The sequence below is a fragment of the uncultured Tateyamaria sp. genome (assembly GCF_947503045.1).
Taxonomy (GTDB): domain Bacteria; phylum Pseudomonadota; class Alphaproteobacteria; order Rhodobacterales; family Rhodobacteraceae; genus Tateyamaria.
In genome coordinates this window covers 15,222-30,787 of sequence record NZ_CANNCF010000009.1, presented here as the reverse complement: position 1 = coordinate 30,787, position 15,566 = coordinate 15,222, and the positions used below count along the sequence as shown (strand labels likewise).

Below are 15,566 nucleotides of genomic sequence, written 5' to 3'. Positions count from 1 at the left end.
CCACAACCGGCCCTTCATTGTTCTTCAAATATGCCCGCCGGAGGCTCCGACGCGTGTTGTGATGCAAAGGGTTCATTCGGCAGCGATCCCTTCCAGCTTGTCTTCCAGTGCGTCGGCTGCATCCTGAAGTGCGGCCAGCGTGTCGGCGTCCGGCGCCCAATAGTTGCGATCCGAGGCTTCCAGCAGACGGTTCGCCATGCGGCTCGATGCGGTCGGGTTCAGATCGGCCAGCCGTTTGCGCATGTCTTCGTCCAGCACAAAGGTCTCGGAAATGCGCTGATAGACCCAGTCATCGACCTGCCCGGTTGTCGCCGACCAGCCCATCGTGTTGGTCACGTGGCTTTCGATCTGGCGCACGCCTTCGGGGCCGTGTTTCAGTAGGCCTTCAAAGAATTTCGGGTTCAGCGCCCGGCTGCGGGTTTCCAGCGCCACCTGATCCTTGAGCGTGCGTACTTTGGCGGCGCCGCGCGTCTGATCGCCAATATAGACGGCAGCTTCGGACCCTCGTGCGCGTTTCACAGCACGCGCAATGCCGCCCAGCGTGTCAAAATAGTGATCAACCGACGTGACCCCCAATTCGACCGACTCAAGGTTCTGATAGGCCAGTTCCACATCGGCCAGCGCCTGTTGCAACAGCTTGGGATTGGCGGCCGATTTGCCGTCGACTCCGTAGGCAAAGCTCTTGCGTGTCTCGTAGGCATCGGCCAACTCGTCCTCGTCGCCAAAGGCTGAACTGTCAACCAACTGGTTCACGTTCGATCCATAGGCCCCCTCGGCATTCGAGAAAACGCGCAGCGCAGCCGTTGCCAGATCGCAATCTTGCGTTTCGGCATAGGCCAGCGCGTGGGCGCGGATAAAGTTCTGCTCCAGTGGCTCGTCGGCTTCGGCGCATTTCAGCGCCGCCTCGGCCAGCATGCGGCTTTGCAGGGGCAGCAGATCGCGGAAGATGCCTGACAGTGTCATCACAACGTCGATACGCGGGCGGCCCAACTCTGTGAGAGGGATCAGATCGGCTCCGGCCAGACGACCAAAGCTGTCAAAGCGCGGTGTGCAGCCCATCAGCGCAAGCGCCTGCGCAATCGGCCCACCGTCGGATTTGATATTGTCCGACCCCCATAGAACCAGCGCGATGGAGCGGGGCAGGGTGGGGTGTGTGTCCAGTAGCAGTTGCGCCTGTTTCGCGCCATCGCGACAGGCATAGGCGGTGGGCATACGGAACGGGTCAAAAGCGTGGATGTTGCGCCCGGTCGGCAAGATCTCGGGCGATCGGATCAGATCGCCGCCAGCCACCGGCAAGGTGAACCGCGCATTAAGAGCGCGCATAATAGAAGGCAGTTCTGTCTCTTGGCGCAACAGTGCGTCGACGCGTCCGCGCGCTTCGGCATCGGCATGGGGCATCAGGTCCAGGTATTCTGTTCGGGCCGCATCACTCAGTGGCTGGCCCACGATATGCAGACCATCGGGGATCAGCGCATCCTCGGTTTCCAGCAATTTGAGCCACAGCGCATCAGGTGCCACGCCGCCCATATCCACCGCATCTGCCTGCTCCGAGATCAGCGCCTCGATATCGGCCCGCGCGCTGTCGTCGTCGGGCATCGCGCGCCAGCGGGTCAGGCTGTCTTTCAACTCGGCCATGCCCTTGTACAGGCCCGCTGTTGCCAGCGGAGGCGTCAGATGCGTGATCGTCACCGCATTCGAGCGCCGCTTGGCCAGCGACGCCTCGGACGGGTTGTTGGCGGCATAAAGATAGATGTTTGGCATCTCGCCGATCAGACGATCCGGCCAGTCACGCGCGCCCAAGCCTGCCTGCTTGCCCGGCATGAACTCAAGCGCGCCATGCATGCCAAAGTGCAGCACAGCATCGGCCCGGTAAGTGTCGCGCAGCCATTGATAAAAGGTGGCAAAGGCGTGGGTCGGCGCAAAGCCACGCTCGAACAGCAGGCGCATCGGGTCGCCCTCGTAGCCGAACGCAGGCTGCACGCCGACAAAGACATTGCCCATCTCGGCGCCAAGCACGTAGACACCGCGCCCATCCGACTGCACGCGACCCGGGGCAGGGCCCCAGACGGCCTCGATCTCGGCAAGATGGCGGGAATTCCGCACGATCGTATCGGCATCCACATGGGCTGCGACATTTGCCTCTTGTCCGTATTGCGCGGCGTTGCCTTCCAGCACCTGCGCGCGCAGGGCGTTCACGGTTTTGGGGACGTCGACCGTATATCCACGCGCCTTCATCTCGGTCAACGTGTTGAAAAGGCTTTCAAAAACAGAAAGATAGGCGGCAGTTCCAACCGCCCCGGCATTGGGGGGAAACCCGAACAGGACCACGGCGACCTTCTTGTCCGCGTTTTTCTTGCGGCGTAAATCGCCCAAGCGACGCGTTTTCTCGGCCAGGCTCTCGATCCGTTCGGGGCAGGGCACCATGGCTTTCGCTTCGGCGCGGGCCTGACACTTGTGTGCGCAGCCCGTGCACCCTTCAGGGCCCAAGCGGCCGCCGAACACCGTCGGGCAGGCCGCGCCATCCAACTCGGGCAAAGCGACCAACATCGTGGTCTCGATCGGGCCAAGCCCCCCCGTGCTGTCAGCCCATTGGCCCAGCGTCTGGAATTCCAGCGAATGGGCCGCGAGGTAGGGCACATCCAATTCGGCCAGCATCTTCACGGCCGCATCATTGTCATTATAGGCTGGTCCACCCACAAGGCTGAAACCGGTCAGCGACACAAGCGCGTCGATCTGACCGCGGAAATAGGTGTCTACCGCCGGGCGGGCATCTAGTCCCCCGGCAAAGGCGGGCAGAACCCGCATGCCCTTGGCTTCAAACGCACGGATCACGCCGTCATAATGCGCCGTGTCCGCCGACAAGACGTAAGAGCGCAACATGACAACGCCGACAGTCAGCGTGGCGTCCTTGGGGCCGGGAATATCGGCGGGATCAGTGGTGATGCGCTGCGGCAGATCAGGGTGATAGAGGCCGGTGTCGGGGTATTCGATAGGGGCGGCGGCCTCGGGAGCCATGGCCCAACCGGTATCTGTGGCATAGCGGTTCAGCAGGAACTGCACCATGGCGCGCACATTGTCATCCGACCCGCCCAGCCAGTATTGCATGACAAGAAACCAGGCACGCAGGTCCTGCGCCTTGCCGGGCAGAAACTTTAGAATCTTGGGCAGACGACGCAGCATCGCCATCTTCTTGGCCCCGCTTTCGGTCGACGGCTTGGAAGAGCCGCGCAAGCGCTTCATCAACTTGCCCATGGTCGAAGGCGGCGCGGTCATGTCCAGCGTGCCCATGCGGGTGAGGCGCACCACCTCGGCATCGGCAATCACACCGATCATCGCGTCGCAATGATTACGCCGCGCCTGCAACGCAGGCAGGATACGAGCCACGTGCTCTTCGAGGAACAATAGGTTTGCAATGATGATGTCGCCATGGCGCACGGCCTCTTCGGCGGCCTCGAAGGCTTCGGGGCTTTCACCCCACTCGGCGGCGGCATGTACTTGCAGATCAAGACCTGGATAGTCCTGTGTCAATTGCTCCATCGCGCGGGTCGCGGGGCCAGCGGCATGGCTGTCCAGCGTGATGATCACCACGCGGTAGCCGGGCAAACGCCCCGTTATGCCGGTTTCATCGCGCATAATGTGCCTTTGCCTCGTAAAGGGTATCGACCGAGATCTGGGCCACACCGCGTTCGCTCGCAAATGTTTCTGTATTGCGGCGCGCCTTGCCGCGGACAAAGAACGGGATCTTCTTCAACTCCCGCTCCGCATCATCGAGCCAGATCACGGAACCCGCATTCACTTGGCCAGGTAAACTCCGGGGGGAGTCCGCAGGACGGGGGGCTGGCCCCCCTGACCCGCTCGCCGCAGGCGCATGACCACCGTGATGCGATGGCCCGGCTGCATCGTGAAATTCAAAATCGTCGCGGAACATATGCAATAAATGCTCTTCCAGCCCCATGACCAGCGGATGCACCCAAGTGTCAAACAGCACATTGGCGCCCTCGATCCCCATCTGGGGCGAATAGCGTGCGGGAAAGTCCTGAACGTGTACAGGCGCCGAAATCACGGCGCAGGGAATACCAAGACGCTTGCCGATATGGCGCTCCATCTGGGTGCCGAGGATCAATTCGGGCTGTAACGCCTCAATGGTACGCTCTACTTCGAGGTAGTCGTCGGTGATCGTGGCGGAGAGGCCCATCTCCTTGGCCAGGGTGCGCACGGGCCGGGCCATTTCACGGTTGAAGCAGCCCATGCCGACCACTTCGAAGCCCATTTCGTCGCGCGCCACGCGGGCGGCGCTCAGAACGTGGGTGCCATCGCCAAACAGGAACACACGCTTGCCGGTCAGATAGGTGGAATCCACCGATTTCGAATACCAAGGCAGACGCAGGCGGCTGTCATCGAGATAGGGAGTCACGCCAGTCAGGGCAGCGACTTCGGCCACGAAATCGCGCGTTGCGCCAACACCGATGGGGACAACCTTGGTATAGGGCTGGTCCAGTTCCTTCTCCATCCAGCGCGCGGCACTTTCACCGGTTTCCGGATACATCAACACGTTGAAATGCCCGGCACCCATGCGGGCGATGTCGCTGGGCGAAGAGGTCATGGGGGCAACCACATTGACGCTGATGCCCATGTCGGACAGCAGTGCCGTGACCTCCTGAATGTCATCGCGATGACGGAACCCCAATGCGGTGGGGCCGATCAGGTTGGCCGTGATCTGCTTGGTCCGCTCCATCGGTTTGGCGAGCGCCTTGACGATCTGATAGAACGTCTCATCCGCGCCAAAGTTCTCCTTGCGTTGGTAGCTCGGCAGTTCCAGCGCGATCACCGGCACGGGCAGGCCCATGGTTTCGGCCATGCCGCCAGGGTCGTCCTGGATCAATTCGGCGGTGCAGGATGCGCCGACAATGATCGCTTCGGGTTTGAACCGGTTGTAGGCATCTTGCGCGGCTGTCTTGAACAGATTGGCGGTGTCAGCGCCCAGATCGCGGGCCTGAAAGGTGGTGTAGGTGACGGGCGGGCGGTGATCGCGGCGTTCGATCATGGTAAACAGCAGATCGGCATAGGTGTCGCCCTGTGGGGCATGCAGCACATAGTGCAGCCCTTTCATGCCCGTTGCGACGCGCATGGCGCCCACATGGGGTGGGCCCTCATATGTCCACACCGTCAGTTTCATTCTGCGGCCTCCAGCTTGAGGAGGCCATGACGGCGGATCGGACGAGAAAAGAGGCCAGCAAGATCACCGGCCTGTTCGTAGAAATGCACGGGCGTGAACACGAGTTCGATGGCCCACTTTGTGGCGAGCCCCTCGGCCTCAAGCGGGTTGGCAAGACCAAGGCCGCAAACCGTCAGGTCTGGGCGTGCGTCCCGGGCGCGGTCCAGTTGCAGATCGACATCCTGTCCTTCGGAAATCACAGGTCCTTCGGCGAGCATATCAAGATCGGGGCCGACAATGCCCTTATGGATGAAGGGCGCGCTGACCTCGACAGCCTCCATGCCGCATTCCCGGGTCAGAAAGCGGGCGAGAGGGATTTCCAGCTGGCTGTCCGGGAAAAAGAACACTGATTTGCCGCGCAACCCGTCGGCGGCTTGCGAAATGGCCTTGCGGGCACGGGCACGTGGGGCGGCGGTCACTTGTTCGAACAGCTCAGGCGCCACACCGAATTCGCTGGCAATCGCGGCCAGCCATTGCGTCGTGCCTTCTTCGCCGAACGGAAAGGGTGCGGGCAGATGGCGGGCGCCACGCCGGGTCAGCGCATCATGAGTGTCGCCCAGAAACGGCTGGGTCAGCGCATAGACTGTGCCGCTGCCCACGCCCAGATCATCCGTGGCACGGGGTGCGGGCAGCACTTTGATCGGACCGATCCCCATTGCCTCAAGAAGGCCAATGGCCTGTTCTTCGACCACATCCGGCAGTGCGCCGACCAGCAGCAACTGGCGCTGGTCATCCGTGGGCAGAACCGGGACCATCGAGGCAAGGCAAGCGTCCTCGCCCTGGGTAAAGGTTGTCTCAATTCCTGAGCCGGAGAAATTCAGCACCCGCACCCGAGGAGCGTGGGCTTGGGTCATCCGCTCGGCCGCCTTGGCGAGATCAAGCTTGATCACCTCCGACGGGCAGGACCCAACAAGGAATAGTTGTTTGATGTCCGGGCGTCGGGCCAGCAATTCGGTCACGACCTTGTCCAACTCGTCCTGCGCGTCGGCCAGACCGGCAAGGTCTGTCTCTTCGAGAATCGCTGTGCCGAAACGGGGTTCGGCGAAAATCATCACACCGGCAGCAGATTGCAGCAAATGCGCACAAGTGCGTGACCCGATCACCAGGAAAAACGCGTCCTGCATCTTGCGATGGAGCCAGATGATTCCCGTCAGGCCGCAGAACACTTCGCGCTGTCCGCGTTGCTTGAGAATCGGCGTATCGCGGCATCCTCCCGTGCTTGGAAGTCGGGGAAGTTCGGTCATGCGGTGGCCTCCTGAACGCGTGCCATCTGCAATCGTGCAGCGCGCAGTTTGAGCACAAATTGAACCGCGTTGATGACGTAGGCGGCGTAGGCGGCCAGAGCCAAAAGCATCAGGGAAACGGGCGCCAGCGCCCCGGAAAACAGCGCCCAGAGATAGGCGGTGTGCAGGCCGATCACGAGAAAGGAAAAGACGTCTTCCCAGAAAAAGGCGGGCGCCAGAAGGTATTGGCCAAAAACAACTTTTTCCCAGATCGCACCGGTCACCATGATGACGTAAAGCACCCCGGTCTTGATAACGATTGACCACGTCGCAATGACGTACCCCTCGCCTGTCGCAAGGTAGCGCAGCACAAGCACCAGAGAGACCAGAAAGACCACGAATTGCACAGGGGCCAGGATGCCCTGAACAGGGGTCCAGATCGTCGCGTCCCGGCGCGTGCGTTCTTCGGGAGTGTAAAGTCCGACGGGCGCGCGCTGTGCTTGGGTGTGCATCGACATAGTGCCGTGCCTTTGGCTTGAATTCATACACCGAAACTATCGGCTAGATTGGAAAAGTGTCAACTGAAAGTTACAGTTCTGCTGTGAGGATGGGCGTGTGTTTTTCGGGCTCACAACTGCGTAAAAAATGCACGATAGCACTATTTTTATGGGAAAATCCGTGATACGGCATCTGGGTATACGAACTTTGGCGCCAGAGACTGTCAAACCTAGTTGACAACACAGGTGTCGAAGCAGAGTGTTTTGGGCGTATCCGCGACTCTGACGCGCCAGAGTTGTTCATTGCGTTTGAACGGATCGAGGTCATCCATGGCGCAAGACGACACATTTGGCACGAACCCTTCTCTGATTGAGGGGGGGAACGGGGTTGAGCCCCTGGCCACTCAGGTCATTTCGATGCTGTGCGAGCGTCAGACCGTCACGGCCGCCGGAGTCCGTCAGATTGCCCTCGATTACCTAAGCCGCGCCATCCTTGGCAAAAACGGGTTTGATGCCGCGCGCGCGCTCGAAGAAATGCGCGGCTTTCGGCTGACCTGCGATGTCATCGTTGATCTCTACATCCCACAAGCGGCCATGCAGCTTGGTGATCAGTGGATGTGCAACGACATTACCTTTGCCGAAGTCACAGTGGGGGCTTTGCGTCTACAGGCTTTGCTGGGCGAAGCATCGGGCGAACTGGTCTGGGTAGGACAGGTCCCGGAGGACACGCTGCACGCGTTGGTTGCTGTGCCAGAAGGTGAGCAGCATTTTCTGGGCGCCAGTGTCGTTGCCGCACAACTGCGCCGGTCCGGCTGTGATGTAAGCTTGGCAATTTCCGAAACGCCAACTCAGATTGCAGCGCGGGTCGCTGTGGACCGACCAGACATGGTGATGATGTCTTGCGCCCGGGTTGATGCATTGGCATTGGTGGAAAAAACAGTAAAACGGATCAAGTCGGCGACGGATCAACTGCCAGTGCTTGCTATTGGCGGGCCTCTGCGAGGAAATGCTGACGCGATTAAGAGGAAGACAGGCGTCGATCTTGTGACGAATACAGCCTCCGAAGTTGTTGGGTTTTGTGCAAAGCGCAAAAAAGCGTTGGGTCTGCGATGACAACCGGAGGCAGCAATTTCTGGTCCAGCGGCGCCGTGCCCCTGATCGAACCCCAGTTTCTCAGCAGCATCATTGCAGCCGCGTCGGACATCGCGCTGGTCGTCTCGGCCGAAGGCACAATCCTGTCGGTTCTGATCAACGCGCAGGATGACAGTTTCGGGAACCTCAAGCATTGGGAAGGGCGCGCAGTCGTCGACTTTTTGACCGAGGAAAGCATCGAAAAGTTTCAGGCCGCCCACAACGCCTACCTTGCGGGAACGCCGCCCAAGAAATCGCTTGAGCTTAATCACCTCGACAATGCGACGTGGCAATATCCGGTGCGTTATACCTTCCACCGCTTTGGTCATGAAAATGCGGTTCTGCTGCTTGGTCGTGACCTGCGACCCATCGCGGAAACGCAGCAACAGCTTGTGCAGGCCCAGATCGCGCTGGAACAGGGCTATGAGGCGCGCCGCGAATTTGACACCCGCTACCGGGTGGTGATGGGCAATGTGGATGATGCGGTTGTGTTTGTCTCTGTGCAGACGGGCCGGATCGAAGACGCCAATGATCACGCCGCAGCCCTTCTCGGTCTCAAGACCGAGTCGCTCATGGGTGCGACCTTTGCCAGCCTGTTTTCGGATCGCTCGGGTGCCGAGCTGATCGAAAGCCTGATGAACGCGACCCTGTCGGACGATGCAGGCCCGATTGCTGTGCGCGCCAGCCGCACGCGTCAGACCCTGACCGTACAGCCCACCGTGTTCCGGGCCGCAGGCCAACGGGTGTTGATGTGCCGCTTGCGGGGCGAAGATTTCGTATCGGTACAACCCGACACGTCAGCGCGCCACGCAGTGGCGCTATTCCGCACGACCACGGATTCAATTGTATTCCTCGACATGCGTGGCACGGTTCTGTCGGTCAACGATGCCTTCCTTGATCTGGTCGGTGCTGCCCATCTGAGCGATGTTGTTGGTGCCTCGCTCGCAGATTTCATGGCGCGCGGACAGATCGACATGAATGTACTGCTTGAGAACGCAACCAAGTCCGGGCTGGTGCGTGCCTATTCCACACGGCTGGTCAATGACCTTGGTGCGCGCGTGCCCGTTGAGGTGTCCGCCGCCCGTCTCGAAGACGCAGAGCACCCGGCGATTGCCCTGATCCTGCGCGACGTCAGCCGCCTTGAAACTGTGCGCAAAGCCGAGTCCCCGTCAGGTAACCTGCCGGATCCAGGGCGCAATGTGATGGACCTTGTCGGCTCTGCCTCGCTCAAGGAAATTGTCGCTGAAACCACCGATGTCGTTGAAAAGATGTGCATCGAAACCGCGGTAAACCTGACGCGCAACAACCGCGTGGCCGCAGCCGAAATGCTGGGCCTGTCGCGCCAGTCGCTTTACGTGAAATTGCGCAAGTTCGGTTTGTTGAGCAAAGACAGCTGACCCCGTCCGTCAGGCGGGCCTGACACTTGCGCCGACTCAAAGTGTAAGCCATAGTTGACACTATGGATGTCAGTCCTTCCCTTCCCGTGCGCCGTTACCCGGAGCCTGCCGCCGCCCTGCGTTTGATCAAACCGATCACGTGGTTCCCACCGATGTGGGCCTATGTCTGCGGGTTGGTCGCGTCAGGCGCCGCCGTGGCCGGGCAATGGCATCTGGTTTTGCTGGGCATCTTGCTGGCTGGGCCAATCGTGTGTGGGATGTCTCAAGCTGCGAACGACTGGTGCGACCGACATGTGGACGCGATCAATGAACCCGATCGCCCGATCCCATCCGGGCGCATTCCCGGCCGATGGGGTCTGTGGATTGCATTGGCCATGTCGGCTCTTTCACTTTTTGTCGGTTGGCAGCTTGGGCCGTGGGGCTTTGCCGCCACGGTTGTGGGTGTGCTGGCCGCGTGGGCCTATTCCGCCGAACCTGTCCGTTTGAAACGGTCGGGCTGGTGGGGGCCGGGCCTTGTGGGCCTCAGTTATGAAACCCTGCCGTGGATCACGGGCGCTGCGGTTCTGGGTGCAGGAGCGCCAAGCGCCGAAGTGCTGATCGTCGCGCTGCTTTATGGGTTGGGTGCGCATGGCATCATGACCCTCAACGATTTCAAGGCGCTGGAAGGCGACCGCCAGACGGGGGTCAACTCGCTGCCCGTCACGCTTGGCCCACGCCGCGCGGCGCAAGTGGCCTGCTGGGTCATGGCCGTGCCGCAGGCGGTGGTGATCGCGCTGTTGATCTTGTGGGACCGGCCCGGCCATGCGGCGGGAGTGGTGCTGGTCTTGATCCTGCAGTTCTGGGCGATGACGATCATGTTCCGCGACCCCAAGGCAAGGGCGCCGTGGTATAATGGAACCGGCGTTCTGCTTTACGTGTCCGGCATGATGGTTGCAGCCTTCGCGCTCAGGGGGCTGGGATGAGCGTCGGTTGGGGCACTCTCGCGCGGCTATGTCTCGTCAATGCGGCCATTGGCGGCCTCGCCGCGTTGCCCGTAAATCTGTTCAATCGGCTGATGACGGTTGAGCTGGCGCTGCCCGCGCTGCTGCCAGGGCTGCTGGTGGCCTTGCACTATGGTGTGCAGTTAACCCGTCCGGTCTGGGGCCATCGCTCGGACATCAAAGGCGGGCGGACGCCGTTCATCCTTGGCGGCATGGCCGTCACCGGTGCTGGTGTGCTTGGCGCGGCGTGGGGCATTTCCGTGGCTGAGACGTCCGTGCCCATGGCATTGTTCGTCTGGCTTGTCTCATACATTGCCATCGGTCTGGGGATCGGGGCGGCGGGCACGTCGTTCCTTGCGTTACTCGCGAGTGCATCTGGCGCGCGCAAGGGCGGGGTGGCGACAACCGCATGGCTGTTCCTGATCGCGGGCGCGATTGCAGCCTCCATCGGCACGGGCTTTGCACTTGAACCCTACAGCCCTGCGCGGTTGGTGAGTGTTGTCGCGGTGGTTGTGGTGATTGCCTGTGTTCTCAGCATCATCGCGACATTGGGTGTCGAGGCGCGCGCGGGCAACGTGGCCGAACGAGACGATGCACCCTTCAGGACTGCCTTGCGCCAGACCTGGGCAGACCCGGTCGCGCGGCGCTTTACCGGGTTTGTATTCCTGTCGATCCTCGCCTTTTACCTTTCTGAATTGATCCTTGAACCCTTTGCCGGACACATCCACGACCTTGGCCCCGAAGACAGTACCAAGCTGTCGGGTGGCAAGGACGGGGCTGCATTGCTGGGCATGGTCGGTGCCGGCGTCTTGTCACAACTGCGCATCGGCTCGCTGCGGTTCTGGGGGATTGCGGGCTGTGTGATCTCGGCCCTTGGCCTGCTGGGTCTGGGCGCGGGCCTGCCGCTGGTGCCAAGCACGGTGGTGCTGGGCCTCGGCAACGGGTTGTTTGTTGTCGGTGCCGTGGGGTCGATGATGCAACTGGCCGCCGCCCACGCCAAGGCGACAGGCACACGCATGGGTGTCTTTGGGGCCGCGCAAGCGATTGCCGCTGGTCTCGCCGGGCTGGTTGCGACAGGCATGCTCGACCTGACCCGTTTGATCCTGCCCGACGCTGCGGCCTACGCGTCGGTCTTCACACTCGAAGCGATCCTGTTCCTCGCCGCTGCGGTCATGGCCGCCTCAGTGATGCGTGCAACAGAAATCAATGATGCAACCTTGGTTCCGGGGGAATGACGATATGTATGACGTAGTTGTTGTGGGCGGAGGCCCGTCCGGTGCGACCGCAGCCGAGGATCTGGTGCGTTCGGGTCACAGGGTGGCGCTGCTGGACCGCGAGGGACGGATCAAGCCCTGTGGTGGGGCGATCCCGCCACGTCTGATGCAGGATTTCCACATCGGGGAAGAGCAGTTACTGACCAAGGTGACCACCGCTCGCATGATTTCACCCACCGGTCGGCATGTCGATATTCCGATCGAGAACGGCTATGTCGGGATGGTGGATCGCAAGGATTTCGACCCGTTCCTGCGCGCTCGCGCGGCTGAGGCAGGGGCCGAATACTTCACCGGCACCTTCGTGCGGATCGAACGGCCCGAGGGCACGCCCGTCGTGATCTATCGCGACAAGGCCACACAGGAATACCACGAACTGCCCTGCAAGTTGGTCATTGGCGCGGATGGCGCGAAATCGCGGGTCGGTCTGGCCGAGGTCAAGGACGCCGACAAAGTGCCACTGGTCTTTGCCTATCACGAGATCATCAAAGCCCCGCTCAAAACCGAAGAGTACGATCCGATGCGTTGCGACGTGATCTATGACGGTGCGATATCGCCGGACTTTTACGGCTGGGTGTTTCCGCATGGGGACAGCGCCAGTGTCGGCATGGGTTCTGAACTGTCCTCGGTCGATTTGAAAAAGGCAACAGCCGCCCTGCGCACCGCCTCCGGCCTCGATCACTGCGAAACCCTGCGCAAGGAAGGCGCGCCAATCCCCCTCAAACCGCTCGAGTGCTGGGACAATGGCAAGGATGTGGTGCTGGCCGGGGACGCGGCTGGCGTTGTGGCGCCATCCTCGGGTGAGGGCATCTATTATGCGATGGTCGGGGGACGCGTTGCAGCAACAGCATGCGCTGCGACACTCGCCTCGGGTCGGGTGAAGGATCTGAAGCTGGCCCGCAAGCTGTTCATGCGTGAGCACAAGATGGTGTTCCGCGTGCTTGCCTCGATGCAGAACGCCTATTACCGCTCGGACGATCGGCGCGAACGCTTTGTGTCTCTGTGCCACGATGTCGACGTGCAACGCTTGACCTTCGAAGCCTATATGAACAAGAAACTGGTCCGCGCCCGCCCCATGGCGCATCTGAAAATCGGCATCAAGAACATGGCCCACCTGACGGGCCTCGTGAAAGCGAACCACGTATGAGCATCATGATCCCCGCCTGGATCGACGGCACTCTGACCCCGGTAGAAAAGCTGGAGGCCCACCAGCGCGGCCTGCGCCACAAGGCGGTGTCGGTGTTTGTAATCCGCGGGACAGAGGTGCTGATGCAGCAACGCGCGATGGGCAAATACCACACGCCGGGTCTGTGGGCGAACACCTGCTGCACCCATCCCGATTGGGACGAGGCACCGCTCGATTGCGCGGTGCGCCGGCTGGATGAAGAGGTGGGGATCACCGGCCTGCCGCTGACGCATCGCCACCACTTGGAATACCGCGCCGAGGTCGGGAATGGGCTGGTCGAGCACGAGGTGGTCGACGTCTTTCTGGGCCGCGCCCCGCAAGGCCTGACGGTGGTGCCGAACCCGGATGAAGTCATGGCCGTCGAGTGGATGGACTTTCATGATCTCATGGCGCAGGTCTGCAACCAGCCCGAGCGGTTCACGCCCTGGCTGCGGATTTACCTGACCGATCATGCCGAAACGATCTTTGGAGCGGATCTGGAACAGGTTGCAGGCGCGTGAGCGCAGAGACCTACTTTCTGTACCTTGCAGCTGTTGCGGTGTTCTTTGCCACACCCCCCGACACCAGCCAGCTTTTGATCGTGTCCAACGCGATGAAGCATGGGTTGCGGCGCAGCCTGTGGGTGATTGCCGGGGACCTCAGCGCGAACGTCCTGCAAATGACAGCTGCCGCCTTTGGGCTGGCTGCCATCATCGCCACCTCTGCGCAGGCCTTTGGCTGGATCAAATGGCTCGGGGTGGCTTACCTCGTCTGGATTGGCCTGCGCCTGATGCTGGCGCGTGAGGGGGAGGGCGCCACACCCCCGGCGGCGCGCGCAACCGGATTGTTTCGGATCGGATTTCTGACGTCCATGACCAACCCTTTTGCGGTTGTGTTCTTTGCTGCGCTTTTCCCACAGTTCATCGACCCCACCGTCGCCATCCTGCCACAACTGCTGATCCTTGGGGCCACCTATCTGGTCGTGGATGGCCTGACCCTCGTGGCCTGGGGCTGGGCGAGCGCGCGTGTGGCACAGCGGCTTGCGCGCCTTTCCATGGCAGGGATCAACCGCCTCAGCGGCGGGTTGATGATCGGGGCAGCGGTCCTTTTGGGGTTCAAGGACATCGCGCCCGAACGCTAGGCGAGGCGATTGATGCGCCCCGCGTGATGCCCTAAACCTGTCCAGACCTGCGCAGCATCAAGGACCCATCTCAATGACACATATTCTGGCGATTGATCAGGGCACGACGTCCTCCCGTGCCATCGTTTTCGGTCCGGACATGAAACCGGGGGCCAGCGCGCAACAGGAATTCACCCAGCATTTCCCCGCCAGCGGCTGGGTCGAACATGATCCACGCGATCTGTGGGCCACCGTGCAGGCGACCTGTAAAAGCGCGATGGAAAAGGCCGGTCTTGGCGCGAGCGACATCGCCGCCATCGGCATCACCAACCAGCGCGAAACGACTGTGATCTGGGACGCCGAAACCGGCGCGCCGCTGCACAACGCTATCGTCTGGCAAGACCGCCGCACCGCCAAGATGTGCGAAGGCCTGCGCGCCGATGGATTTGGCGATCAGGTCACAGAGATCACCGGCCTTCTGCTTGATCCCTATTTTTCGGCCACCAAGGTCAAATGGATTCTCGACCAGTACGAGGGCTCGCGTGCCCGTGCTGCAGCAGGCAAACTGCTTTTTGGCACTGTCGACAGCTTTTTGATCTGGCACATGACCGGACGCACGGCCCATGTCACGGATGCGACCAACGCGGCGCGCACCATGCTTTATGACATCCACAAAGGTGCGTGGAGTTCCGAGATGTGCGCCATGCTCGGCATTCCGATGAATATGCTGCCCGAAGTGCGCGACTGCGCCTCGGATTTCGGGGTTACGGATATGTTGGGGGGTGAAACGCCAATCTACGGCGTCGCGGGCGATCAACAGGCCGCAACTATCGGACAGGCCTGTTTTGAACCGGGCATGCTGAAATCGACCTATGGCACGGGGTGCTTTGCCCTGCTCAACACCGGCGCTGCGCCGGTGACGTCGAACAACCGGTTGCTTACAACGGTGGCATATCAGCTCGATGGTACGCCAACTTATGCGCTGGAAGGGTCGATCTTTATCGCCGGGGCAGTGGTGCAATGGCTGCGCGATGGTCTGGGCATCATTGGCACGGCTTCGGAAACGCAGGCACTGGCCGAAAAGGGACGAGGTGAAGTCACGCTTGTGCCCGCCTTCACCGGGCTTGGTGCACCGTATTGGAATCCGGATTGCCGCGGTGCGGTCTACGGTCTGACCCGCGACACCAACCCTGCCGACATGGCCCGCGCCGCACTTGAAAGCATCGGCTTTCAGACCCGCGACCTGTGGGAAGCGATGCGCGCGGATTGGCCGGATGGGGACGAAGCGGTGCTGCGCGTTGATGGCGGTCTCAGCGCCAATGACTGGGCGATGCAGTTTCTGTCCGACATCTTGGGCGCGCCGGTGGACCGTCCCCAAGGTCTGGAAACAACAGCGCTTGGCGCGGCGTGGCTCGCTGGCATGCGCGCAGGGGTCTATCCAGATCAGCAGGGGTTTGCAGCGACATGGGCGCGCGAAGCGCGCTTCGATCCGAAGATGTCCGAGGATGAGCGGGCAGAGGGCTATGCCCGCTGGCAACGCGCAGTGGCCGCCACGCAATCGGTCTGA

The 15,566-nt window shown here is 61.4% G+C and carries 12 protein-coding genes; 8 read left to right on the top strand and 4 right to left on the bottom strand.

What is annotated here, in order from left to right; translation table 11 throughout:
- Positions 1-72: 72 nt before the first annotated feature.
- The 4 genes from Q1A89_RS21940 to bchF are packed head-to-tail and all read right to left on the bottom strand — an operon-like array spanning position 73 to position 6,956.
- Positions 73-3,633, bottom strand: coding sequence for a magnesium chelatase subunit H (locus Q1A89_RS21940; protein ID WP_299733629.1), 3,561 nt, complete (start codon positions 3,631-3,633; stop codon positions 73-75).
- Positions 3,623-5,176, bottom strand: a complete 1,554-nt coding sequence (gene bchB, locus Q1A89_RS21935) for a ferredoxin:protochlorophyllide reductase (ATP-dependent) subunit B (RefSeq protein WP_299733627.1) — start codon at positions 5,174-5,176, stop codon at positions 3,623-3,625. The genes Q1A89_RS21940 and bchB overlap by 11 nt, the downstream gene beginning before the upstream one ends.
- Complete coding sequence (locus Q1A89_RS21930) at positions 5,173-6,459, bottom strand: ferredoxin:protochlorophyllide reductase (ATP-dependent) subunit N (RefSeq protein WP_299733625.1); 1,287 nt, start codon at positions 6,457-6,459, stop codon at positions 5,173-5,175. The genes bchB and Q1A89_RS21930 overlap by 4 nt, the downstream gene beginning before the upstream one ends.
- Positions 6,456-6,956: a 2-vinyl bacteriochlorophyllide hydratase gene (bchF, locus tag Q1A89_RS21925; RefSeq protein ID WP_299733623.1), complete on the bottom strand. Its 501-nt coding sequence runs from the start codon at positions 6,954-6,956 to the stop codon at positions 6,456-6,458. Before bchF ends, Q1A89_RS21930 begins: the two co-directional genes overlap by 4 nt.
- A 309-nt stretch (positions 6,957-7,265) precedes the next feature.
- Between bchF and Q1A89_RS21920 the strand changes: the two genes are divergently transcribed.
- The 8 genes from Q1A89_RS21920 to glpK all read left to right on the top strand — a co-directional run bounded on the left by Q1A89_RS21920 (position 7,266) and on the right by glpK (position 15,566).
- Positions 7,266-8,048: a B12-binding domain-containing protein gene (locus tag Q1A89_RS21920; protein WP_299733621.1), complete on the top strand. Its 783-nt coding sequence runs from the start codon at positions 7,266-7,268 to the stop codon at positions 8,046-8,048.
- Positions 8,045-9,463 carry a transcriptional regulator PpsR gene (gene ppsR, locus Q1A89_RS21915; RefSeq protein WP_299733619.1) on the top strand — a complete coding sequence of 473 codons (1,419 nt, stop codon included), beginning with the start codon at positions 8,045-8,047 and terminating at the stop codon, positions 9,461-9,463. Before Q1A89_RS21920 ends, ppsR begins: the two co-directional genes overlap by 4 nt.
- 62 nt (positions 9,464-9,525) lie before the next feature.
- Positions 9,526-10,425 (top strand): chlorophyll synthase ChlG, encoded by a 900-nt coding sequence (gene chlG / locus Q1A89_RS21910; RefSeq protein ID WP_299733617.1) that lies wholly within the window; start codon positions 9,526-9,528, stop codon positions 10,423-10,425.
- The gene (locus tag Q1A89_RS21905; protein ID WP_299733615.1) at positions 10,422-11,678 is read left to right on the top strand and encodes an MFS transporter; all 1,257 of its coding nucleotides are present in this window, start codon (positions 10,422-10,424) and stop codon (positions 11,676-11,678) included. Before chlG ends, Q1A89_RS21905 begins: the two co-directional genes overlap by 4 nt.
- Before the next feature lie 4 nt (positions 11,679-11,682).
- Positions 11,683-12,861 (top strand): geranylgeranyl diphosphate reductase, encoded by a 1,179-nt coding sequence (locus Q1A89_RS21900; RefSeq protein WP_299733613.1) that lies wholly within the window; start codon positions 11,683-11,685, stop codon positions 12,859-12,861.
- The gene (gene idi / locus Q1A89_RS21895) at positions 12,858-13,400 is read left to right on the top strand and encodes an isopentenyl-diphosphate Delta-isomerase (protein WP_299733611.1); all 543 of its coding nucleotides are present in this window, start codon (positions 12,858-12,860) and stop codon (positions 13,398-13,400) included. Before Q1A89_RS21900 ends, idi begins: the two co-directional genes overlap by 4 nt.
- Positions 13,397-14,020, top strand: coding sequence for a LysE family translocator (locus Q1A89_RS21890; RefSeq protein WP_299733609.1), 624 nt, complete (start codon positions 13,397-13,399; stop codon positions 14,018-14,020). The genes idi and Q1A89_RS21890 overlap by 4 nt, the downstream gene beginning before the upstream one ends.
- A 73-nt stretch (positions 14,021-14,093) precedes the next feature.
- On the top strand, positions 14,094-15,566 hold the full coding sequence (gene glpK, locus Q1A89_RS21885) for a glycerol kinase GlpK (RefSeq protein WP_299733607.1): 1,473 nt from the start codon (positions 14,094-14,096) through the stop codon (positions 15,564-15,566).

Excerpts from the sequence above, each read along its gene's own strand:
- Q1A89_RS21940 (WP_299733629.1), bottom strand. The coding sequence starts at position 3,633 with ATGCGCGATGAAACCGGCATAACGGGGCGTTTGCCCGGCTACCGCGTG.
- bchB (WP_299733627.1), bottom strand. The coding sequence starts at position 5,176 with ATGAAACTGACGGTGTGGACATATGAGGGCCCACCCCATGTGGGCGCC.
- Q1A89_RS21930 (WP_299733625.1), bottom strand. The coding sequence starts at position 6,459 with ATGACCGAACTTCCCCGACTTCCAAGCACGGGAGGATGCCGCGATACG.
- bchF (WP_299733623.1), bottom strand. The coding sequence starts at position 6,956 with ATGTCGATGCACACCCAAGCACAGCGCGCGCCCGTCGGACTTTACACT.
- Q1A89_RS21920 (WP_299733621.1), top strand. The coding sequence starts at position 7,266 with ATGGCGCAAGACGACACATTTGGCACGAACCCTTCTCTGATTGAGGGG.
- ppsR (WP_299733619.1), top strand. The coding sequence starts at position 8,045 with ATGACAACCGGAGGCAGCAATTTCTGGTCCAGCGGCGCCGTGCCCCTG.
- chlG (WP_299733617.1), top strand. The coding sequence starts at position 9,526 with ATGGATGTCAGTCCTTCCCTTCCCGTGCGCCGTTACCCGGAGCCTGCC.
- Q1A89_RS21905 (WP_299733615.1), top strand. The coding sequence starts at position 10,422 with ATGAGCGTCGGTTGGGGCACTCTCGCGCGGCTATGTCTCGTCAATGCG.
- Q1A89_RS21900 (WP_299733613.1), top strand. The coding sequence starts at position 11,683 with ATGTATGACGTAGTTGTTGTGGGCGGAGGCCCGTCCGGTGCGACCGCA.
- idi (WP_299733611.1), top strand. The coding sequence starts at position 12,858 with ATGAGCATCATGATCCCCGCCTGGATCGACGGCACTCTGACCCCGGTA.
- glpK (WP_299733607.1), top strand. The coding sequence starts at position 14,094 with ATGACACATATTCTGGCGATTGATCAGGGCACGACGTCCTCCCGTGCC.